Source organism: Nostoc sp. C052, assembly GCF_013393905.1.
Lineage (GTDB): Bacteria > Cyanobacteriota > Cyanobacteriia > Cyanobacteriales > Nostocaceae > Nostoc.
In genome coordinates this window covers 520,553-541,557 of the sequence record NZ_CP040273.1, presented here as the reverse complement: position 1 = coordinate 541,557, position 21,005 = coordinate 520,553, and the positions used below count along the sequence as shown (strand labels likewise).

At 38.8% G+C, this 21,005-nt stretch carries 16 protein-coding genes and 1 pseudogene; 5 read left to right on the top strand and 12 right to left on the bottom strand.

From position 1 onward, the window contains the following. Nucleotides 1–1,015: 1,015 nt before the first annotated feature. Nucleotides 1,016–1,249, bottom strand: a complete 234-nt coding sequence (locus tag FD723_RS34705) for a hypothetical protein (RefSeq protein WP_256875264.1) — start codon at nucleotides 1,247–1,249, stop codon at nucleotides 1,016–1,018. Between the two features lie 11 nt (nucleotides 1,250–1,260). Continuing rightward, nucleotides 1,261–2,766 (bottom strand): NACHT domain-containing protein, encoded by a 1,506-nt coding sequence (locus FD723_RS34700; RefSeq protein WP_179069758.1) that lies wholly within the window; start codon nucleotides 2,764–2,766, stop codon nucleotides 1,261–1,263. Nucleotides 2,767–3,319: 553 nt separating this feature from the next. On the opposite strand from FD723_RS34700, the gene FD723_RS34695 reads away from it, so the two are divergent. Together FD723_RS34695 and FD723_RS34690 are read left to right on the top strand one after the other, a co-directional pair. After that, the gene (locus tag FD723_RS34695; RefSeq protein ID WP_179069757.1) at nucleotides 3,320–5,296 is read left to right on the top strand and encodes a serine/threonine-protein kinase; all 1,977 of its coding nucleotides are present in this window, start codon (nucleotides 3,320–3,322) and stop codon (nucleotides 5,294–5,296) included. 147 nt (nucleotides 5,297–5,443) lie between these two features. After that, nucleotides 5,444–6,412 carry a hypothetical protein gene (locus tag FD723_RS34690; RefSeq protein WP_179069756.1) on the top strand — a complete coding sequence of 323 codons (969 nt, stop codon included), beginning with the start codon at nucleotides 5,444–5,446 and terminating at the stop codon, nucleotides 6,410–6,412. On the opposite strand, the gene FD723_RS34685 is transcribed toward FD723_RS34690, so the two are convergent. The 6 genes from FD723_RS34685 to FD723_RS34665 all read right to left on the bottom strand — a co-directional run bounded on the left by FD723_RS34685 (nucleotide 6,373) and on the right by FD723_RS34665 (nucleotide 13,665). Beyond that, nucleotides 6,373–8,886 carry a CHAT domain-containing protein gene (locus FD723_RS34685; RefSeq protein ID WP_179069755.1) on the bottom strand — a complete coding sequence of 838 codons (2,514 nt, stop codon included), beginning with the start codon at nucleotides 8,884–8,886 and terminating at the stop codon, nucleotides 6,373–6,375. The two genes, FD723_RS34690 and FD723_RS34685, sit on opposite strands and share 40 nt — an antisense overlap. 38 nt (nucleotides 8,887–8,924) lie before the next feature. Continuing rightward, nucleotides 8,925–11,327, bottom strand: a complete 2,403-nt coding sequence (locus FD723_RS34680) for a filamentous hemagglutinin N-terminal domain-containing protein (protein WP_179069754.1) — start codon at nucleotides 11,325–11,327, stop codon at nucleotides 8,925–8,927. Between the two features lie 220 nt (nucleotides 11,328–11,547). Continuing rightward, nucleotides 11,548–12,015: a GNAT family N-acetyltransferase gene (locus tag FD723_RS34675; protein WP_179069753.1), complete on the bottom strand. Its 468-nt coding sequence runs from the start codon at nucleotides 12,013–12,015 to the stop codon at nucleotides 11,548–11,550. 239 nt (nucleotides 12,016–12,254) lie between these two features. Further along, nucleotides 12,255–12,386, bottom strand: a complete 132-nt coding sequence (locus FD723_RS43445) for a hypothetical protein (protein WP_256875263.1) — start codon at nucleotides 12,384–12,386, stop codon at nucleotides 12,255–12,257. A gap of 377 nt (nucleotides 12,387–12,763) precedes the next feature. Then, nucleotides 12,764–13,279, bottom strand: coding sequence for a hypothetical protein (locus FD723_RS34670; RefSeq protein WP_179069752.1), 516 nt, complete (start codon nucleotides 13,277–13,279; stop codon nucleotides 12,764–12,766). Beyond that, nucleotides 13,195–13,665, bottom strand: a complete 471-nt coding sequence (locus FD723_RS34665) for a hypothetical protein (protein WP_179069751.1) — start codon at nucleotides 13,663–13,665, stop codon at nucleotides 13,195–13,197. The genes FD723_RS34670 and FD723_RS34665 overlap by 85 nt, the downstream gene beginning before the upstream one ends. A 282-nt stretch (nucleotides 13,666–13,947) precedes the next feature. On the opposite strand from FD723_RS34665, the gene FD723_RS34660 reads away from it, so the two are divergent. From FD723_RS34660 to msrA (FD723_RS34650), 3 genes are all read left to right on the top strand, one after another. Continuing rightward, nucleotides 13,948–14,889: a hypothetical protein gene (locus FD723_RS34660; RefSeq protein WP_179069750.1), complete on the top strand. Its 942-nt coding sequence runs from the start codon at nucleotides 13,948–13,950 to the stop codon at nucleotides 14,887–14,889. 357 nt (nucleotides 14,890–15,246) lie between these two features. Beyond that, nucleotides 15,247–15,843: a peroxiredoxin-like family protein gene (locus FD723_RS34655; RefSeq protein ID WP_179069749.1), complete on the top strand. Its 597-nt coding sequence runs from the start codon at nucleotides 15,247–15,249 to the stop codon at nucleotides 15,841–15,843. 351 nt (nucleotides 15,844–16,194) lie between these two features. Beyond that, on the top strand, nucleotides 16,195–16,686 hold the full coding sequence (gene msrA, locus FD723_RS34650) for a peptide-methionine (S)-S-oxide reductase MsrA (protein WP_179069748.1): 492 nt from the start codon (nucleotides 16,195–16,197) through the stop codon (nucleotides 16,684–16,686). Nucleotides 16,687–16,735: 49 nt separating this feature from the next. Here msrA (FD723_RS34650) and msrA (FD723_RS34645) read toward each other — a convergent pair whose 3' ends face one another. The 4 genes and pseudogenes from msrA (FD723_RS34645) to FD723_RS34630 all read right to left on the bottom strand — a co-directional run bounded on the left by msrA (FD723_RS34645) (nucleotide 16,736) and on the right by FD723_RS34630 (nucleotide 20,969). Next, complete coding sequence (gene msrA, locus FD723_RS34645; RefSeq protein WP_179069747.1) at nucleotides 16,736–17,413, bottom strand: peptide-methionine (S)-S-oxide reductase MsrA; 678 nt, start codon at nucleotides 17,411–17,413, stop codon at nucleotides 16,736–16,738. A gap of 122 nt (nucleotides 17,414–17,535) precedes the next feature. Further along, nucleotides 17,536–18,552 carry an L-histidine N(alpha)-methyltransferase gene (gene egtD / locus FD723_RS34640; protein WP_179069746.1) on the bottom strand — a complete coding sequence of 339 codons (1,017 nt, stop codon included), beginning with the start codon at nucleotides 18,550–18,552 and terminating at the stop codon, nucleotides 17,536–17,538. Nucleotides 18,553–18,843: 291 nt separating this feature from the next. Continuing rightward, nucleotides 18,844–19,296: pseudogene (locus FD723_RS34635) on the bottom strand (glucosidase); the annotation flags it as partial. A gap of 353 nt (nucleotides 19,297–19,649) precedes the next feature. After that, nucleotides 19,650–20,969: a 2Fe-2S iron-sulfur cluster-binding protein gene (locus tag FD723_RS34630; protein ID WP_179069745.1), complete on the bottom strand. Its 1,320-nt coding sequence runs from the start codon at nucleotides 20,967–20,969 to the stop codon at nucleotides 19,650–19,652. Nucleotides 20,970–21,005 lie beyond the last annotated feature (36 nt).

The window sequence follows — 21,005 nt, the reverse complement described above, 5'->3', positions numbered from 1 at the left end:
CGGTTCTCCCCTCGGAATTCCTTAGAGAGAACTCTTTCAAGCTGCGAAACTCTTGCTCTAGCAGTTCGCCAACCCAAAATTACTGGGTGGAGGTCGGCGCTTGTGCAGGGGAGCAGGGGAGCAGAGGAGAGGCTTATACAAGTTCTTTCCCCTCTGCCCAAGAGCCCCTCTGCCCCTCTGCTAACCACCATGCAAAGTTGACTTGCCAGACTATTAGCCTGAATATTCCGAAAATTTCCCTTCGTCACAGCACAAAATTGCCGTGCGAAAGCTGCACTCGACCCCATGCGCTCTAACACCGCGCTCTTGGGGCGTTCTCTGTTTTTCACTATATTTATCCCCTGATAACTTGGTTGACAAGCTCAGAGGGGGTTGTATCAGTTATCAGTCAACAGTTAACAGTTATCAAATAAAGGTCTACTCCTTATTGATAACTGGTAACTGATAACTGTTATTCGCGCTGCTACTATTTTTTGCTACAAAATTCGGGATATTTCTTAATCAAACTTAACTTTACAGAAACTTATGAATTTCAACAACAAAAATTGCCACACGAAACTGGTGAGTTTCGTGCGGCTTCTCGTATAATACAAGAAGCAGCGTGGACTTAATCTCTTTTTACCAGTCAGTGGAAACAAGTCGCCAAACTTTAACTACCACTGCTTTGGTTGCTTTGAGATAACCCCGCTCTGAAATTATTCGGTTTTTTGAGCCTTGGACAAAGCGCCTACTCTTTAGTGGCATTTTGTCCTTTAAATTTTTGGTGTTGTGTATCTCCCTCCATTTGTTGTTCGTTTTGATCTTACAGAACTTCTGGTCTTCTGGTATCTAGTGTCGTTTTGATTTTTACTTGTGACCTCCATATTTGCTAAGGATTGCTTTAGGGGTAATCGAGGGTTGGTAGCACCTCTTTCTGTGTAGGGTGTGATTACCCTGGCTCAAGCAGTACCAGGCGTGGCTGTTACTTCTGGTTTAGGCTTGCGCTGAAAAACTTACTTTTTGTATATCATTAGGTTTATCCAATACGAAGCTGTTGTCTGTTTGCTGACCGAGTTGAAGAGTGATTGTTGCTATATATTTGGGGGTAATTACTAACAGTGTCAGTCAATTTCTTCCAAACTTTGGGTTTTGTAACTGATATGATTCGTCCGTCACAGTCAATATCAAATTGCTGCCAGCTATTCTCCAGTATCTTGGGTTGAGGGAGTTCGTTGATTTTTGCGGTAATCTCTAGTTTTCCTGTAATCATGAATACCTCTGTTATGATGCGATTGGGAAATTGGATGAAGCTTTGGATGTGTATACCCATCCTTGTGGATCTGTTTTAATATACTTTTTTACCACTGGTTCTAAATTAAAGCTGATTTCTTCTGTAATAGGGTCTTTAATAGTTTCAATTAATGAGTGTTTTTCAAGTACCTCTAATGCCTTAATTAGCTCAAATTTTGAAACTGACGTTTGCGGTTCACGATTCATGTCATTTAATAGTTTAGCAAAGCCAACGTATTGTGAATTTAAAGTTACTTCCTCTGTTAAATAAATCATAATTCGCTTCTGAATTTTGCTCAATAATTGACTAAATAGATAATTCAGCATTTCTTGAAACTGGTCACTAACTAATGTAGTTGGGTTTTCAAAAAACTTTTCGGTGCTACCTCCAAAAAAGTGATGAATGCGATTAATTACTGCTTTTAATTCTGAAGGATTACCTCTATAAGTTTTGATTAAATCATTGCATTTTTCTTTATCTATTAATCCTTTGCTAGATAAAAGCTGTAACGCAGCGTCTGCCTCTAACCCTTCAACTCTAAGAAAATCGACAGGTAATTCAGCTGCTATTAGACTCTCAATTTCATCAGGAAAAACTCGACTAGTTATGATTACGCAGCTTTGACACAGCTCCTCTGTTAAACGACGAAAAAATAATCCATAGTCTCGTCGATACTGAAAGTTACTTGTTTGAAATAAAGCTTCAGATGCATCCAATACGAGCAAGCAGCGACGTGATTGCAACTGCTTGATCAATATCGAAATCATGGACTGTGTATGCTCAGGCAAGCTTGAAGATATTTCTGTGGGTTGGATTAACTCTATCAAATCACCTACTAAGTCTTGAACTAATGGTGCGTGGGCCACCGATTTCCAGATTAAACAATCGAATCTAGGTTGACACTCCAAACTAAGTTCTTCTAATAGTTTTGCTGCTAATGCGCTTTTGCCAATTCCTGCTGCCCCTACTAGCAATATGCATCTTTGCTTAATCGCTAACTCTTTTAAATGTATTAGTTCTTGTACACGACCATAAAAACTGGACACATCAGGTGATTTACTTCCAATCACTTGTATCCGATTCTTAGCAGAGTATGTTTGTTCTTCATGTATGGCATCTTGAAACTGATACTTTTTTGTTACTCTCTCTAAAAAATACCGCAAGCTTTGTTTTTCAACTCGTTCGCCATCTCCAATCGTTGTTGAAAGCATATTCCACAGGGGAGAGGCTACTCGTCGTTGCAAGTAGTTAAGACTGTAAGTCGAATTGCTTGCTACATCCTTATACTCCTTTCCATCCCAAGCTGCTTTAATAACAAGAATCTCAGGCGGAGACAAGCGTTTGCGTCTTTCGGTTAACACTAAGTTGTCTACTACAGCCAAGGCATCTTCAAAAGTTACATCTGCTGAAAATCTTTGCCCTAAAACTTTCTGTTCTTGTGAAAGAACAGAGGAAGCGTTAGTAGACTTAAGTCTTGATTCAGCACTAAAATCCATATCTTTATAATTTTTGTTGGTGTATTAAATATATATGAGGATTTTTTATTGTAGATTAGAGCTAGCTCGAGTAAAAAGTATACTGCACCTCTAAAAATATACTGCACTTTTATGATACTTGATCGTTGTTCATAATTGTTTACATTACACATTTATCATAATATTTTCTAATAAAACCACTTAGACCTTCAAATAGGTCAGCAACCCTTAGTTTCTTGCCGAGGTCTTTAGCTCGGATTTATCACTCGTTTTCTCAAAGCCTTACATAACGCAGATTCAGGCGTTTCACACTGGATTAAAATTTTTAGCTGTCAGAAATGACTGAAAGATATTTTGGGTAGAGGTTACGATGAATCTGATGCCTGCGGCAAGCGTAGCCATTGTGGGACTTATGAAAAATGTGGGTTTATGCAACTAATGTTTAAGTCTTAGCTGACCAGACTACTAAATACTACATAAAGCTGACGATTATGAGTACACATGTACAAAATAAATATTTACTAGGTAACTCTTTATGTTTTAAACCCGGAAGAGGAAGGCGCGAGGAAGTTTTGTGAGTTACTGTATCAATCCCCTATGCTCTCAGCGTCGAAATCCAGACAATGTTGAAAAGTGTGTATCGTGTGGTACTTCACTACTGATTAATAACCGTATCCGTCTAGTCAAACCATTAAAAGCGCTTACTGATAATCCATACAACTACTTTGATGTTTTTGAAGTAGATGACATTGGTACTAAGTGGCATCCAGTTCGTGAACAACGAGTCATGAAAGTTCTAAAATGGAATACACCTAAGCTTGTAGAGTTAATTGAGCGGGAATCTCTCACCTTACAACTAATTCGACACCCAAAAATTCCTCGCAGTACTTTAGATGACTATTTTACTTTTGTTCCCAACAATAGTCTTCTAACATTACATTGCTTAGTTATGGATAAATTTGAGGGACAAAACTTGGAGCAATGGATAGAATTTAATGGGAAAATTTCACAATCTCTAGCATTAGAATGGCTTAAGCAGTTAGTTGAAATTCTTGATACAGTACACCGCTCTAATTTTTTTCATCGAGATATAAAACCTTCTAATATAGTTCTTCAGGTAAATGGTCAACTGGCATTAGTTGATTTTGGTACTGCACGGCGAGTAACTGACACCTACCTGGCGAAAGTTAGTGGAAGTGGGGGAACTAGTGCAGGCAGGGGAGGAGTATATGAAATTACAGCTGTTGTCACACCTCGTTATACCCCTTTGGAGCAGATAAATGGACAAGCAGTACCTCAATCAGATTTTTATGCTTTAGGGCGAACCCTTGTACATTTAGTTAGTGGTATGTCACTGATGCGTCTGCCAACAGATAAGAGTACAGGAAATTTAATTTGGCGAGACAAGGCTTCACAGATAGACAGACCTTTCGCTGATTTTATAGAAGATTTAATGGCTCCCTTGCCAGGGCAACGCCCGCAAACTACAGGAGTAATTTTGCAGCGTTTGGAGCGTTTACCATTTAAATCAAAACTTAATCGACTAATTAAATCGAGGTCATTTAGAGTTGGTGTAGGCGTATTAGGTTTTTTAAGCATCGCTAGTTTGATATATGCGTCCCTACCTTTAGTAGCAAATTATTATCTAAATGAAGGAAAAAAAGCTCAACAAGAAAATAGGTTTGAGGAAGCAAAAAGTTATTTTCAAAAAGCAGTTAATTTGAATTACAAGTTAAATTTTATAGTAGCAACCTCTTTTTTGGAACAAGGTGAAAAATCACATAAAGAAAATCGTATTATAGATGCTGAAAAAGACTTTGAAGCAGCAGTCAAATACAATCCTAATTTAAGTTATTCAATCTCTAAGTTCTATTTTGAGCAGGCTGATCGGCGTGGAATAGCTCCTGAAATTGCTAAAAAATACTATGGACTCGCTATCAAATTTAATCCTAAAGATGTAGTAATTTACAATAACTTGGCTTTAGTATGTCAAGATTTAGGTGATGAGAAGTGCGTTAACGATAGTTATGAAACTCTGTTTAAATTAAAACCTAATGCTTGGGAAGGGCATTACGGATTGGGAAGTTTTTACGATGATCGAGGCGAATACGCATTAGCAGAAATCCAATATAAATTAGCTATACAAAATAGCAATAAAGACGCACAACCCCTTAATAATCTATCAAGATTAAAGAATATAACTGGGGATTATAATGCAGCAGTTAGTTTAGCTCTAGAAGGCTTACAAAAAACTAAAGATCCTGAAAGACAAGCTACTTTGTACAAGAATTTAGGGTGGGCGAAATTAGGGCAAAACAAATATGGTGAAGCGAAGGAATATTTAGAACAAGCGATTAAATTAGACTCCAAAAGAACAGATGCTTACTGCCTGCTAGCACAAGTGCATGAAGTTTTGGATGAAATTAATCATGCCAGGATATCCTGGGAAGTCTGCTTGCTTGCTGAGTCTAACCAGTTAGAGGTTCAGAAATGGAGAAAACAAGTATTAAAGCGGTTATTGGGAGATATTGTGCCGGAATCTTCACCATAGGCTTTTTTTTGTTCCCTAATCCCGTTATGCTACTAACTTAAAGATAACCAGACAATATTTTCAATGCCCAATCTAGCCACACCGGACTCAACAAATGAAGTAGGGAAAAAAGTCTCTAGAGTTCCATTGGTAACAATTGCATCAATAATGCTTCTATCAAACTCTGGCGGCGCATTGGCTCAACCCCAACTAGTAGCAAAGCGTGTCTGCATTAATGAAGTTGGTCGAATTATCAGTTCAGGCGATCGCTATCTAGCAGTCGGAAGTGAGATTTGTCTAGGAGATAAGATTAACCCAGCTAATGGAAGTACGGTTAAGGCTGTGTGCTATTCGAGTCGCCAGGTTTTAGAATTTCAGCAAGGTGCTGTTTTCGGTGTCTCAGGTATATGTACGCCACAACAGGTTCAAGCAGAACGACGGCAATGTACACCTCTAAATCGGAATGCCTGTCCGAAGATGAAAGGGCCAAGTGAAGATCAAGATTCACTAAAGCTGATTACTCCCTACGGAAATATACTTTTAAATACCCGACCGACAATTTCTTGGCATCCTGTTAAGAATGCTACCAGCTATACAGTAGAGATCACTAGTTACGAATTTCACTGGGAAGCAGAAGTAAAAGATACTATACTGCCCTATCCAAAAAAACGAAAAGAATTGGAGTACAGTGCTGCGTATACAATTACAGTAACTGCAAATAAAGGTGACTCTCCTATTAATTCTCCTGGAAAGTTAGTAGTCCATGTATTGCCTGAAAGTGATGTTAAACAGGTTTTAGAGGAGGTGGATGTAATTAACAAATTAGGCTTATCTGCCGACGAAGCTGCTTTTCTCGATCTAGATATTATATATATGTCAAAAGGGTTTTTAAATGAAACAATTAATTCATTAAAAGCAAGAGTGGCAGCAGGTAGTAAAAATCCGACTCTGTTTAGAGTACTAGGAGATCGTTATTTGGACGCATGGTTACTAGATGAAGCTTTTCGTGAATATAAAATGGCAGAGTGGTTGGCGAAAAGTAGTGGCAACTCTAATGAATTAGCTCAGGTGCAGTCACGGCTAAAATTGATGAAATCTCAAAGCCAACCACCGATGAGGAGGAAACCTGCCCAATAGTAAGGGTGGGAGTAATCTGGATTTGATAACAAACTTAATTGTGCAAGACTTAGTGCCTCTGTTTTAGTTTTACCATCTTTCAACTCCTTGTAAAATTCTTTCATGAGCATAGCGGTAGATTTATCATCTACGCGCCATAAAGTTGCGACAGTACTCCTTGCTCCTCCTTGGGCTGCGATCCCAGCGATTCCTAATGCCGAGCGCTTATTTCCCTTAGCTGTCTCACAACCACTCAAAACCAATAACTCAATTGCATCTTCATTGATTTGATTTTTTTGTTTGAGTAAACTGTCAAACTCTAATAAGTTGATTGGCTTGTCCCAGCTAAAAAACATTGTCAGTTGAGGAACCGAATTAAATTGAGCATGAGTTGTTAAGTGAATAATCGGAAAAGTCTCTCTACTTACTTCTTTTATAAAACGCTTATAAGTGAATTCTTCATTGAGTAACGAGAGTGAAGAATTGGTTTGCTCTTTGACGTTTGCTATTTCTTCTACCACAGATGGCAGTTCTGTCAGGTATGAAGGAGCATTTGCGGCTTTGAAGCTGGGACTAGATTTAGAGAGTCCAGCAATTAAAGCTCTTAATTGTTTTCTAAGTAAAAGTTTGGGCTGCCGAACTTTAGAACCCAAAGTCTCAGCAATGTTGTAGTGCTTCAGTAAATAATCTTTTCCATCATGAAGCAAGCCCATAGGTAAACTTTGGAAAGATGTATCTAAAGTAAACACTAATGTTCCATCTTGGGGCAAATATTTCTTTATAGGTGCAATAAGCAAATTATAAAGTGCTTGAGAATAATCAAGAATAACCTGGATTTTAGTATTAGCAAAATTCTGATCCTGTAAAGTTTGTAAAAGATGATCTGCATGAAATTTCACTAACTTTGGAGCAACAGAGTGGTGGTGAACGGATTTGTCAGGTGACTGAACAACCACCTCTATACTATTGCCTAAATCAATAATGTGAATTACTGAAGGAATGCTATCTAAATTTTTCAAATCATTCAAAGCCACAAGATTTAGCTTGCCACATTGAAGATAATTTTCCAACTTTGCTATTTGCAGTCTTTCATTAGTCTGAATTATGCGCTCCAAATTAGGATTATAATCTGTTAGGAGCAATCGCATATAGTCACGATACAAAGGCTCCACTTTTTCTTTGAATGAGAACTGTAAATCTGTATTATTTGACAAAAGATTGTTGCGAACTTGAGTCACGTTTTCAATTGCGGCACTATAAGCTTGGAGAGCCTCTTTATATTTTCCCTGCTCCTTGTACAAAATTCCTAATTCATGCTGCCATTGATAGGCAAGATCCCATGCTTGAACTGATTGAGCCAATCCCAAAGCCTGTTCAAAATATGGTTGTGACCGCTCTAGTTTTAACTTTCCTAAAGTGCCAAAACTCTCTGACTGTAATCTCTGACTATTAGTGCTTTTAGCCTTTTCTAAAGCAGATTCAGCATATTCAATAGCTAGGGAATGGAACTGTTCTCCTGGAATTTTATTTAGACTTTTAGCGAAATTCAGCTTGGCATAAACAGAATAGATGGTTGGTAGTTGAGAAAAGACGGAATTATTTTCCAACAGTAAAGCTACAGATGGCTGTATCTGTTGAGTGATTCTAGTACGGAGGGAGGCTAATTTTGTATTACTTGAATTGGTCTCTACTACCAACCACTGCTCAAGGTCTACCAGTAAGCTCAAGCGATGTAATTGAGCTTGCAATTTTATTTCCTTTGGAGCATTTGAGGTACTAATCACTTGTTGATAAATATCGAGAGACTCAAGTACCGATTGTTGAATGAAAGTGACAAATTGTTTCTGGGAAATGGGTTCTTCTATTTCAGAATATTGATTCCGTGCTTGTTTGTAAATATCCTGTTTAGTAATACCTAATGAAAGCAGAATGCCACTAGTATCAATAGAAGGGATAAACTTAGCAGCAGATAATATTTCTGACAAAACTTTTTTTGATTCATCAAGCTTGCCTAACCGACGCAAGACTTCTCCTAAGTTGTGCAATCCGAGCAAATTTAGGGGTGAAGTAGTTTGCTTATTGATGACTGCCGTCAGCAGCTTTTTCATATATTCAGTAGGTTGCTGTGGCGTATTGGCGCAAAGAGAAGTATTTGCATTTAACTTCAAAGCTGACAAAAGCGTATTACATGCACGAGGATACAAACCTAAAGTTTGCAGAGCAATATTTTCATTGATTAAGCTTTTGGTAAGTAACTTTTGATCGTTTAGTTGACGGTAAATTATTGTGGCTTTTTGCCAAGTTTCAAGGGCTGATGCTGCCTGACCTTGATTCAATTGATCGTAACCTTTTTGAGTCAACAATTGTGCCTGCTTTTGTTGTTGTGTTGCTTTATTTACCTCCTGAGCTAATATAAAGGATGGTTGGGTAATAACTATGAATAAGCCGAGAATGACTAACAATAAATACTTGAACCAATACCAATATTTAAGCATTTTCGCTCCATTACCAGTCTTGCTTATACAAAAAAATTTTAACGACACGCCAAGGCAGATAATGAGCTATTAGGGGTTGCTGTATTGTTTTGTGCAGTTAAGACGACATTCCCATCAAGATTTATTATCCAACCCTGAGCTTCTATTATCTGTATAGGTTCTTCAGTTTGTGATGCCTTCGATGCCTCTAAGTTATTATTATTGTGGATTGAAACAGAGTTATTTTGCTGTTCATAATTCATATATGGCATATCATCAGAATTAGCTGGCAGTCCACCGGTGCCAACATTCACAAATTTACTGATTGGCATATCTGAATTTTTTTGACAAACTGATGCTATTTGAGGAGCTACTGGAATCGATTCTGATTTGAGTTTAGTAGGATAAATTTCACCACCAGTATTGTTAATGCTAACAGTGCCGTTAATTCCGTATTTAGAACTTGCAGAAATTTGACTGTCACGAGCAATAAAAAGTCCTCTAGTATTAATTAGTACATTTCCTCCATACCCATAGAAAGCATTGGCAGCAATACTGCTCTTCCCCCAAGCACTTAATATATCTGCATTGATGTTTATATTACCGCCATTGCCTCTACTACCTGCGGTCGTCGTTACAATACTGTAATTACTTAGCTGCAAATACCGTGTATTCACGAAAATATTACCGCCTTCGCCGTTAGCAGTAGTTGCTGTAATGGCACTTTTTTTGTTTAAAGAAACAGAAACAGCATTGATTCTGAGTGTTCCAGCATCGTTAGAACCGTCATTTCTCACGTTAACTTCAGCACCGTCTGTAACACTCAACTGACCAGTATTAATCGTCACGTTTCCAGATTTTCCAGAAGGCACTGAAGGGAGTCTGTATAACTTTTGCAAGATTGGAGAGACGATATTAGCACTGGAGATCACCAAACTAGGCTCTCCAAAACCAAGTATCTTACCACTTACCTCTACAGATTTAAAGGCGTTAATCGTAACACTACCGCCCTCCCCACTTGCTAAAGTAGAAGCGTCAACCCTCCCGCCATCTTGAACCATCAACTTTGATGTACTGATTGTTAGGCTGCCAGCTTTGCCAGCATTGAGCGATATGGAAGATAAAATACTTGGCTGAAAGGTTATTGGTGAAGCTCCTATTATTTCTAGAGAGTCAGTTGCACTTACAGTGACATCTCCTCCTCTACCAGTTCCAAAGGTTGAAGAGGACAAGTTACCTCCATCCGTGGCAACGAATTGTCCTGTTGACACTGTAATATTGTTTGCGTTTCCAGAATTGAAAGTTGCAGTGCTGATAGTACTAAAAACAGCAGGGTCAAAAGGCGAAACCCCAAGCAATTGTATAGAATCAGAGGCATTCACATTTATATTGCCACTTGTTGCAGCACCAAAGGTTAAATTATTTATTTGTCCTCCATTTTTAATAATTACCTGTTTGGTTGAAATTGCAATGTCTCCAGCTTTGCCAAATCCCAAAGTTTCGCTCCGCAAACCACCAGCTGTCCTAGCAATTGGATCGCTACCACTCACTGACAAAGACTCCGAAGCATTCACGTTTAGTGTGCCTCCTGGTAGTGTTCCTTGATTTTGATTTAAGATTACTGAGCCATCTGTAAGCGTAACTCTGCGTCCCTCTATCTGTATAGATCCACTGCCAATGCCACTAGTATCAACTAGAGCGCGTTTTGAGAGGTTAATATCTTGGAAATAAGGTACATTTTCATAGCCCAGTTTCCAACCAGAGGTCGTCGGATTAATACTGACTGAACCATTGCTGAGGCTACCCAATTCAATTCGCCCTCCCCTAGCTGTTATTACACCTCCCTCTAAAATTACATCGCCACCAACAATTGCTAAAGTTCTTTCTGGTTGCACTTGTAAATTTGCGGCGTTACTACTTGTGATCAGAGGAGAAAAAGGAGGGCCAATTAGATTGTGACCTGTACCTTGGATGCGAATTGTACCGGGATTGCTATTAATTTGCAGTCCAATAGGCACACTTACTGTTAGTAAAGGATTAGGTTGGGGATTGTTTGTACTAAATTTAGTATCATCAGCAAAATTAATTTGATTTGCAGTAGTAGCTAGAAATGAACCACCAATATTTAATTTGGCATTATTACCAAAAACAATGCCATTGGGATTGAGCAGAAACAAATTAGCCGTGCCATTGGCTTTGAGAATGCCATCTATATTAGAAATAGACTTCCCAGTAATACGAGTAATAATGTTTTGGATATTTATATTGTTGTTAAAGTAAGCTTCATTTCCAGTAAGCACGGAAAATTGTTCAAAACTGTGGAACAAGTTGCTCCCTTTTATAGTACCACCTTCTATGCGGTTGGTATTACCTTCATGTTCAACATGGGAATTGGTAGGTAGTGTTGTATCTGGTATAATCTGTGCATTAACTGGCACTGAAATGAGTAGTAAATAAGACATAACACCGCTTTTAAAACCCGATAACGGAACAGTATATAGTTTCAAAAGACCTCTTTCATATTTAAAATAAGGTTTGAATACTTGTAGGTTAAAACTTGTAAAGTCAGCCAGTTCATCTAAATGGCGCACAAGAATATAGCATTATTGTGCAACTTAAATATTCGTAATTGAGTAATTGAAATAGTACAATACAGCGATCAAGCTTAATCTTAATAAGCGCTCAGTTGGGATATTCATACTTCATAAACAGCACAAAAGCTTTCGTTAACCTCTTTCGTAATTGGGATAGTCCAAACTTTGGTTTGAGGGATGGTGGTAAATCTTTAAAATTAACGGATACAAAGCCTATTTTAATGTAAAAGTTCACCAATTGATGTTTTAAGCATTTTAAATAAAGCGGTTGACTAGCTTGATTAATTAAATGCTGTATTAGAACAGTCCCTAAACCACGGTTTCGCCAAGCCGGTGCAACAAATAAACTGCCTAGCTCTTGTGCTAAGTGAAAGTTTCGGAGCTGTCCGAAGGCTACTAAATGTCCATCACATTCAATGACCCAAAATTGCTGCCATCTTAATTGACTGGGGTCTAGCCTTGCTCTAAACACAAAAAATACTATTAACCACATATCAAAAGGCTTGGCTTTACGAAGAACATACTCAGGTGGCAACGAAAAATTACACTGTATCATTTGTCAAGCCATAATTGGACAATCGCAATGTACCTTGAATGGTTGAATTTTTTTTACCAAAATTATGGGTTTTGTCAATTTTTTGTGAGTGCTTTAGATGCGCCGACACTGCAAAAGAGCTACTTTTGTTTGATCCTTGAGCGCACCAGTATTTCATTACTAAAGTACTTTGATATTTTTTAACCACAACCAACCACAACCAGCCCACCAACTAAGTCTGCATGGTGCTTGTTACGTATTCAAGCGTTAGTATAGGTGTTGAAGTTAGCAGTATCAGGTATCTGTAGGTTGCGATCGCGGATACTGCCTTTGCTTATAAGCTTTAATTTGGCAATTTTTGGAATGGCAGCAATGTATTTTTTGTAACTCATAAAAATTAGGGAAACTCAGCTAAATCGGGAACACAGGAAACACAACAGACAATTGTTCTTCATTGAAAGCAGTTGCTTGTATTATTATTGACAGCATTGCTAACTACTGACAAAAGTAGTTTTTTGCGACAAAACCTTCTTTTGTCAGAATTGCTAATTTCGGACTACGTTAGCAAGGGAAAATCATGATTTTTATCGTGAACTTAAGCTGCAAACATTTATTAGCTTGATATTAGATGTTTAAACCCTGAGAAAATTTTGATAAACAGGAAAGCTTATGACTGTCAGTTGCGAGAACGGTTAATCTTTAAACATATATGCTCAACTTTCTCAACAACCAAAAACTTTGCCTTCAGCTTAAAAAGCAAATATACTCTTTATTCGCTTTGGATGTAACGAAAGTTCATATCCCCCTTGTAGCCAGAAGCTTTCGCAAGATCCTTAAGGTTTTGCACGCCACTATACTGATGTCCATTGATAACCCAAGTTGGTACACCTGGGACTTTCGCCGCATTGCACAAATCTGGGTGGGGATTGATACCTCTCTTATCGCACTCCACTTTGATGCTGTTGTTGATGATCTCGTAGGCTTCTTTACCAAAGAGTAATTTTTGTTCATGACAGTGAGGACACCACCAAGCGACGTATTCTTTTGCACCGATGTTCACCAAATGCTTCGCCAAGGCTAGTTCTGCCTCCCCAGAAGTGGTGGTGATTTCCCAACCGACTCCAGTCTGAGGCCGTTCTTTGGGCAGGAAGAAAATAATTGATGGGGACTTTTGGTTGTCTGTTTGTTGAGCGATATCTGTCAGCATTGCAGAGCCAGAACTCGTACCAACGCAGATAATCGAGAGCGGTAAGAGTGCAAGGAAAAAAGGGTGTTTGATAGCCATATTAGATATATACTACCCTCATTGAGCCACACCAGTAGGAAGTAGACGAGAATTCCAATAACAGTATTGATCAGTGCAAAGACTCTTGGTGTCATCTCGGATTGACGGAGTATCAGCCATTGCGCCAGACTGAGAATCACACCAAAGATGACGGCAGCGATCGCACAAAGAATAACATTACCTGTCCAAGTGAAAGGATCTACTCCAAATTTAATGATTAGTGCGATCGTAATCGGGGCAGAGAGCAAAAAGCTCAGGAGTAAGCTAGCACTAATCGCAAGAAACCAGTAACGACCGAGATAACCCAGGCGAAATTCTAACAACGACTCTTGTACTCCAAACAAAGTCATCCAAAATGCAATACTCGCGGTCAAATAATCAAGCATTAGCCGTTGTTTTACACGTGTGTTGAAGAGGGTATTTTCTAGAATACGCCCAAACAGTATTTTGTTGTTATGGTGGCTCTGGTGTAGTGTTTTTTTTTTGATAATTGCTCTATGAGATTTTTCAATGAGTTTTATATTTGGTAGTGCTTTAAGGCTGCAAAATATAAAAAGCAACGAAAAACCCCATCCTTCATACAGGTTGGGGGGATAGATAAAAAACATATATTCTATGATGACACAACTCAATATTTGTTCGGCTGCTGTCAGCCTGGAGGTGGAATAATGAACAAACCACCATCCAGACGCAAGAAAGTTATCCCTGGGGCATCTGAGGAACCAAAGCCAGCCGCCGACTCTGTAAAGGAAAATACTTCTGAACAATACAACCCAGCCTCAGCAACGATTACGGTTACTGCTGTTGAAATAAGAGAGTTGACTCTTGAAGAACAAAGCTTACGCCTACACTTGGAACGCCGTGTGGAGAGAGCATTTTTGGAGGCAGGACAAGCGTTGATGGAGTTAAGGGACAGACGGCTGTATCGTTCCACACACCGTACTTTTGAAGAATACTGCCGCGAACGCTTCAATTATAGTCGTGACGTGGCGTACTTGAAGATTTCGGCAACTGTGGTTTATGGGAATCTTCAAAAGTTTTTGCCGACCAATGGTCGGCAAATTCCAATGCCGACCAACGAACGACAATTGCGCTTTTTGGCGAAAGCAGAGTTGGAACCGACTGTGCAAGCGGATGTCTGGCAGCAGGCAGTAGAACAAGCTGGCAATAAGATTCCCTCTGGTCGTATCGTGAAAGATGTTGTAGATAGGATACGCGAAAGGACGAAAGTACCCAATCCTTACCATATTGGTGAAATTTGCATTCTTCTGCCAAAAGATAACCCGGAACTGAGAGGTAAAGGCGGTTATTGGGGCGTGGTAACTCATGTTGGCGAATATAGTTGTACAGTCCAGACATGGGACGGCGATTATACCGTGAAGATTGAACACCTGAAATCACTGGAATTGCTTGATGAAGATTGCCAATTCATGCAGCAGCTATGTGTGAGGTTACAGCAGTTGCATCAAGTGGCCAGCCGTGACTCTTCTGTGGATTGGCTGTTGCAGGGGTTGGGGAAACAAGCTAAACCTTATTTATCTTCGTTGCAAGCGAAGCTGCTGGCGGCTATGGAACGGGAGTACAAAATCGAGTGGAGGCAACAGAAATGATGGTGCAGTGAGGAAACAATAGGTTAATCCAACAAATACACAATGCAATAGTGCAATAAATAACTTGTTGTATGAAAGCGGTAAGCGATCGCTTCAGTTTCAAGCCGTTATTATGCTCCCCTACTAAGCGGCGAAAACACTTGTGCTGAAAGGATTATTCCCGGCTTATTGAACGGATGGCTTAACGTGTATAAAAACAACAAGAATAGTAGATGATAATCATGCCTTGGAACCTAAAGCAATTATCCCAGTAATGCAAATCCAATGGTCTATTTTTCTCATTTCAGTAAATTCACTGCAACAGTATTTATCTAGAAAGGTACATAAAAGTATAAGTTAACTTTCAGGAAAATTACGATGAATTTTACAGAGTCTATCAAAAATGAGCTAATTTATTCAGGTATAATTGACCAAACTTTGAAGGTAGGAGATATTATTCCTAATTTCATTCTACCTAATGCTTTCAGCGAAGCAGTAGAATTACAAAAACTACTAGTTAGTGGGCCTGTAGTTATTTCCTTTTTTCGAGGTTCTTGGTGTCCTTTCTGTAACTTGGAACTAGCAGGACTCCAACAAGCATTACCTGCAATTAAAACATTAGGAGCATCAATAATTGCTATTTCACCTCAAACTACTCGTCATACCATATCAACTGTAGAAAAACATGAACTAACTTATGAAGTATTGAGCGATCGCAGCAATATGATTGCTCGTCAATTTGGAATTGTGTTTCAAATCCCGGAGTATCTAAGACCTATATTAGAGTCAAAGGGTCATGTGTTACCTAGATACAATGGAGATGAATCTTTTGAACTACCTATTCCAGCTACATTTGTAGTTGATCGAGACGGAAAAATCGTTTATGCTTTTGTTGATGCAGATTATACTAAACGGTTAGACCCAATTGAAATAGTGAGTATTCTAAGAAATATTCCTATAGTTAGCAAAAGCTAGTACAGTACGGCGTAAATAAACCACCCATTCCAAATCAATACAACTCTTCGAGAGGCTACGCCTTAAGCGTAGCTATGCCGCAGGCTTTACGGCAAGCTCAGTAACCATGAAATGTTTAATGCTGCATTCATTTTTAATTCTGCCCTGCGGTAGCAGTATATTAATTTTAGATTTCACTATTTTTTCCAATTCTTAGATAATATTCAGTTTTATACTATACTCATCTCAGGATAATCTGTCACTCTAATAATTAAAATCAATCAGGCAGTATTGAGAAAATATTTACTTATAAAGTATCTGTCTGATTTGATGAGTTTCATTTAAAATTATCATAAAAGAGTTGTCAAAGATATGCAAAACGCTAATCTACAAAAAGCGACATTTGGAGCAGGCTGTTTCTGGGGAGTTGAAGCAGCATTTCGTCAAGTAAAAGGAGTAACTTCTACAGCAGTTGGTTACAGTGGCGGACACTTTGATAATCCAACCTACGAAGATGTCTGTAGAGGAAAAACTGGACACGCTGAGGTAGTGGAAGTGGAATACAATCCAGCAATAGTATCTTATAATGAACTGCTAAATGTGTTTTGGAATAAGCACAATCCCACAGTATCAAACCATCAGGAGCTAGATGTTGGTTCTCAATATCGGTCAGTGATATTTTTCCACACTCCAGAGCAGGAATTATTAGCAAGAGCCTCCAAAGAGCAGCTTGAAAATAGTTCTCGTTATCACAAAAATCCAATTGTGACGGAGATTGTAGCTGCATCACAATTCTATAGAGCAGAAGAGTATCATCAGCAATATCAAAAGAAGCATGGACGAGCGTCTTACAGGATAGGTTAATCTTTTACTGGATTGAGGGGATCTTAAAAGCTGAATGCTGCAAATCCCCTTACTTGCTATACATATTAGGGAACTTTGCTTGAAGTTTAGCCAGTTTCGGCAAGTCATTCACTACCACATAGCGATCGCTCGGATGATGCACGATATAATTCTGATGGGATGCTGCCGCCTGATAAAAACCTTTCAAAGGATCTAATTTCGTCACAATTGGCTTATCGAAGATTCGCGATTTGTTGAGTTGAGCGATATATTCTTGTGCAGCCTGTTTCTGCTCATCGTTAGCAAAAAAGATCGCCGAACGATATTGCTTACCTGAGTCTGGGCCTTGTCGATTTAACTCTGTCGGGTCATGGGCTACCAAAAAGTAGACTTTTAGAAGCTGATTATATGATATTTTTGATGGATCATAAGTGATTTTTACGGATTCAGCATGATTAGTTAATCCAGCACTGACAAGTGTGTAGTCTGCGGTTATTGCATCACCCCCAGAAAAGCCAGAAACGACATCAGAAACACCTAATAGATGCTCAAAAACTGCTGACATTTCCCAGTAGCAGCCACCAGCGAAAACCGCTACTTGCTTTCCCTGCGGTGCAACAGTCGAAATATCAGTGGCGGGAGCAGAAAGCATCAGACGAGATGCACCGTATAGGAGTACAAAAGTCAGCGAAATGATGGACAAGTTGCGTAATAACTGACGGGAGAGAGTAAAGTTATAAATTGACATGAGGTTGTGAACTCCTTTATTTAATAGACGAAGAACCGAGTTTATTCAGCTATTTTGTCATTAGATAGCAATCTTCAAAACCAACTCTGCGATAAAAACTTTGGACAGAAGTATTTTTCTGCTTATAGATATTCATGACTGGTAGGCTGACGTTGGCATAATATTAAGCCGAACCAACCTTGAGAATCTGACCAGATTTGTAATGGCTGGAGTGCATAATTCTCTAAAACAGAAACTAAAGTTGGTAGATGAAACTTGCGGGATATTTCGGTACGAATTGTTTCCCCAGACTGGAGAGAAACCTGATAATCCAAAGCTTCTAGGACTGCGGTTTGATTTTTGAGACTTCGTAGATGCATTTCAATTTGGTGAGCTACTGGGTTGTAGAAAGCCCAATGTTCAAATTGGTTGACTTCAAAATTACCTTGAAAGCGTCGATTGAGATGATGCAAAATATTTAAATTAAAAGCTGCTGTTATAGATTGGGAATCATTATAAGCTGCCTCGATAATTTCTATTGGCTTTTGCAAATCCACCCCAAATAAAAAGAATTCTCCAGGTTTCAATGTTAGTTTAATTTGAGTGAGAAAGTCGCTGCATTCTTGCTCATCTAAATTCCCTAGCGTACTCCCCAAAAAAATTAACATTCGATTCTCGAATTCAGCAGGTGGAAGCTGTGCTAGAGCTTGTTCGTAAGTTCCTGCCAAACCACAAAGTTTTAATTTCGGGTACTGATGAAGTAAATCCAAGGCAGTAGCTTGAAGAATTCCGGCACTAACATCAATGGGGAAATATTGCAGTTCTTGTTGAAATTGACTGTACGCATCTAACAATAGCCGAGTTTTGCGAGAACTACCACTACCTAGTTCTATCAAGGTACATAAACCTGTCATTTGGGCGATTTCTAGGGCAGATGTTTCTAAAATTGCTTGCTCGGTGCGAGTTGGATAGTATTCTGGCAGTTCACAAATTTGCTCAAATAGTTCTGATCCTTGGTCATCGTATAAGTAACGGCATGGTAAGGTTTTAGGTTGATTGCTTAGTCCTTGAATAATATCTGTGTCTTCCTGAATTGATAGCTGAGACGAATGTAAATTAATCCAGCGAAAACGAGAATCTTCTTTTTGTTGAATCCTCAATTTATTACTCTCCTTGAGTTATTTTTGTATTGAGATATAGCGATTCACATTCAAATGTAGTACAACGTTAAATTGCAAGGTGTAGGGGCAATTCATGAATTGCCCCTACAGGTATGCCTCACATCAATGAGAATCCCTATATTGAGATACAGACTTATAGCCCAATACGCTTGGGTTAAAGCCTACTGGTAACAATTTTGGGTTTTCGAGGCGCGATAAATCGCCGTCTCTAGAAGTGTTTTGTTGCTCATTCTGAACTGTATTGACTTATTCACAGCAAATGCTTGTCGCTTGACGATTTCGACGTTGATTCTCTACAACTAATTGTGAGTAGGGAAAGGCTGTTTGAGGATATTTATACAGCGCTTTCATATAGGAATGTGTGGGGGTGCTGTCTAAATAAAAGTAATATTCCTTAACATCTTCACCGTGATTACCTTCACTACCAGTTAGACCAAAAATTCTTTCTTTGAGAATAGCATCTTCACCATTCCAAAGAGCGATCGCAAAACAAAGGCGTTGATGATTATCAGAAATACCAAAAATTCCATCTTCACCCCAACGGTAAGCGCGAGAACGAGCCTGATCGTGGGTGAAATAGTCCCAGGCTGTACCGTTGGGGCTGTAGTCTTCGCGTACTTTTCCCCATTGGCGATCGCTTAAATAAGGCCCCCATCTGCGCCAATGGGCTATGTGATGTAAGGCTTCTGCTAATCTGATTTCTTCTTGGGTTGGAGTTGTCATCATCTCACCCTCTGCATATCTGCACTTTATTTTAATTAATTTGCTATATTGAGTATCACGTTTTTATCAAAGATGGGGCTGATATTTTGATTAAAATTTGCTAGGTGAATTGATAAATAAAAATCTAGGATACACTCAGCAGAAATTTATATTAAGTTTTATTAATAATCTAAACGTTGAACTCTGGGATAATAGATATGGATAGACACCGCAAGATACTGGTTAATAATTATGAGAAAATTGCTGATGAACTACTTACTAAAGCAGTTACTCCTTATGGTGCTAGAGTTTGTCCAAAGGTCGGATTGTGATAGATAATATGCTTGATATTACTTGATTATCAGAGAAATTTATTAAATATCCAACACCAATTTTGCCGTTCCAGGTTGAGAAATACAAATCAACACCGAACCATGATCAGTTGTTGCAGTTGGTTCTTCTTGGTAAGCAACTACACCTTCGCGGATTTTACACATACAAGTACCGCAAACACCTACACGACAACTAAAAGGTGGATTAATATCATTGGCTTCGGCAAATTCTAGGATCGTGCCATCACTAGGTTGCCATGTCAAAGTTTTGCCAGATTTTGCAAAGACAATTTCTGCAAATGTTTCATCTCCAGTTGCAATCGCAGTTTGTTTCTCAGACTGAGTTTTCATCGGTTTACCGAAAGATTCAAAGAATACTTTACTGTCAGGTACTCCCGATTCCTTCAAACCTTGCATAACAGACTGCATAAAAGATGGAGAACCACACAAAAAATACTCAGCTTCTTGTCGTACTAACTCTTGAATCAGAGCAGCATCAACATAACCAACACTGTGGTATTTACCTCTATCTTCAGGTGTAGGACGACTATAGCGAAAATGCACATTCAGATTATGATTTTGTCGAGAAATTTCCCTCACTTCATCTCGAAAAGCATGGAATTTACCATCTTTAGCACCATGTACGAACCAAATAGGACGAGTAGGATTAAGAAGACTACAAGCTTTAGCCATACTAATCATTGGCGTAATTCCCACACCATTGCTAATCAAGACTGCGGGGATAGATTTCTGCACATCTAAAACAAATTTACCGTTTGGTGGTTTCGCTAGAATTACTGAACCTTCTTGAATGCGATCGTGCATAAAATTAGATGCTATACCGGGCATAACATCTAATCCATTCGGTGCAGGTTCCCGCTTAATTGAGAGACGATAGTATTCACAGTTTTCAGAATAATCAGAAAGCGAGTAAGTACGAATTACAGGCTTATTCTGTTCAGGTATATCAAGTTTGATGGTTAAAAATTGGCCTGGTTGAAAGTTGGAAATTTCCCCTTTATCTTCAGGTTGTAAATAGAAAGAGGTAATTTCTTCACTCTCTTTCACCTTACGAACAACGACAAAATTTCGCCAATCTTGCCAAACATGACTATCTGATGCTTTGAGGTCTGGAGTAGATTTGTTTCCACTTGCTTTGCTTGTATAAACTAAGCCAAATACTGCACCACTAGCTGTTCCAAACAGTGAGGAATAGACACCAAATTGATAGGCAGATTTAGCTTTGGCATTGGTTACTCCAATTACAACAGCAGCAGATAAGGTGATTACTGAACCAACTGTAGCTGCTGCGGCTATACTTCTGACTAATGGATTCTTAATTCTTCCCAGACTTTCTAGCATCGTTGTTTCCTGTCTAATATTTTTAGTGATGTTGGG

Excerpts from the sequence above, each read along its gene's own strand:
- FD723_RS34705 (WP_256875264.1), bottom strand. The coding sequence starts at position 1,249 with ATGATTACAGGAAAACTAGAGATTACCGCAAAAATCAACGAACTCCCT.
- FD723_RS34700 (WP_179069758.1), bottom strand. The coding sequence starts at position 2,766 with ATGGATTTTAGTGCTGAATCAAGACTTAAGTCTACTAACGCTTCCTCT.
- FD723_RS34690 (WP_179069756.1), top strand. The coding sequence starts at position 5,444 with ATGCTTCTATCAAACTCTGGCGGCGCATTGGCTCAACCCCAACTAGTA.
- FD723_RS34685 (WP_179069755.1), bottom strand. The coding sequence starts at position 8,886 with ATGCTTAAATATTGGTATTGGTTCAAGTATTTATTGTTAGTCATTCTC.
- FD723_RS34680 (WP_179069754.1), bottom strand. The coding sequence starts at position 11,327 with ATGTCTTATTTACTACTCATTTCAGTGCCAGTTAATGCACAGATTATA.
- FD723_RS34675 (WP_179069753.1), bottom strand. The coding sequence starts at position 12,015 with ATGATACAGTGTAATTTTTCGTTGCCACCTGAGTATGTTCTTCGTAAA.
- FD723_RS43445 (WP_256875263.1), bottom strand. The coding sequence starts at position 12,386 with ATGAGTTACAAAAAATACATTGCTGCCATTCCAAAAATTGCCAAATTA.
- FD723_RS34670 (WP_179069752.1), bottom strand. The coding sequence starts at position 13,279 with ATGGCTATCAAACACCCTTTTTTCCTTGCACTCTTACCGCTCTCGATT.
- FD723_RS34665 (WP_179069751.1), bottom strand. The coding sequence starts at position 13,665 with ATGCTTGATTATTTGACCGCGAGTATTGCATTTTGGATGACTTTGTTT.
- FD723_RS34660 (WP_179069750.1), top strand. The coding sequence starts at position 13,948 with ATGAACAAACCACCATCCAGACGCAAGAAAGTTATCCCTGGGGCATCT.
- FD723_RS34655 (WP_179069749.1), top strand. The coding sequence starts at position 15,247 with ATGAATTTTACAGAGTCTATCAAAAATGAGCTAATTTATTCAGGTATA.
- msrA (WP_179069748.1), top strand. The coding sequence starts at position 16,195 with ATGCAAAACGCTAATCTACAAAAAGCGACATTTGGAGCAGGCTGTTTC.
- msrA (WP_179069747.1), bottom strand. The coding sequence starts at position 17,413 with ATGTCAATTTATAACTTTACTCTCTCCCGTCAGTTATTACGCAACTTG.
- FD723_RS34630 (WP_179069745.1), bottom strand. The coding sequence starts at position 20,969 with ATGCTAGAAAGTCTGGGAAGAATTAAGAATCCATTAGTCAGAAGTATA.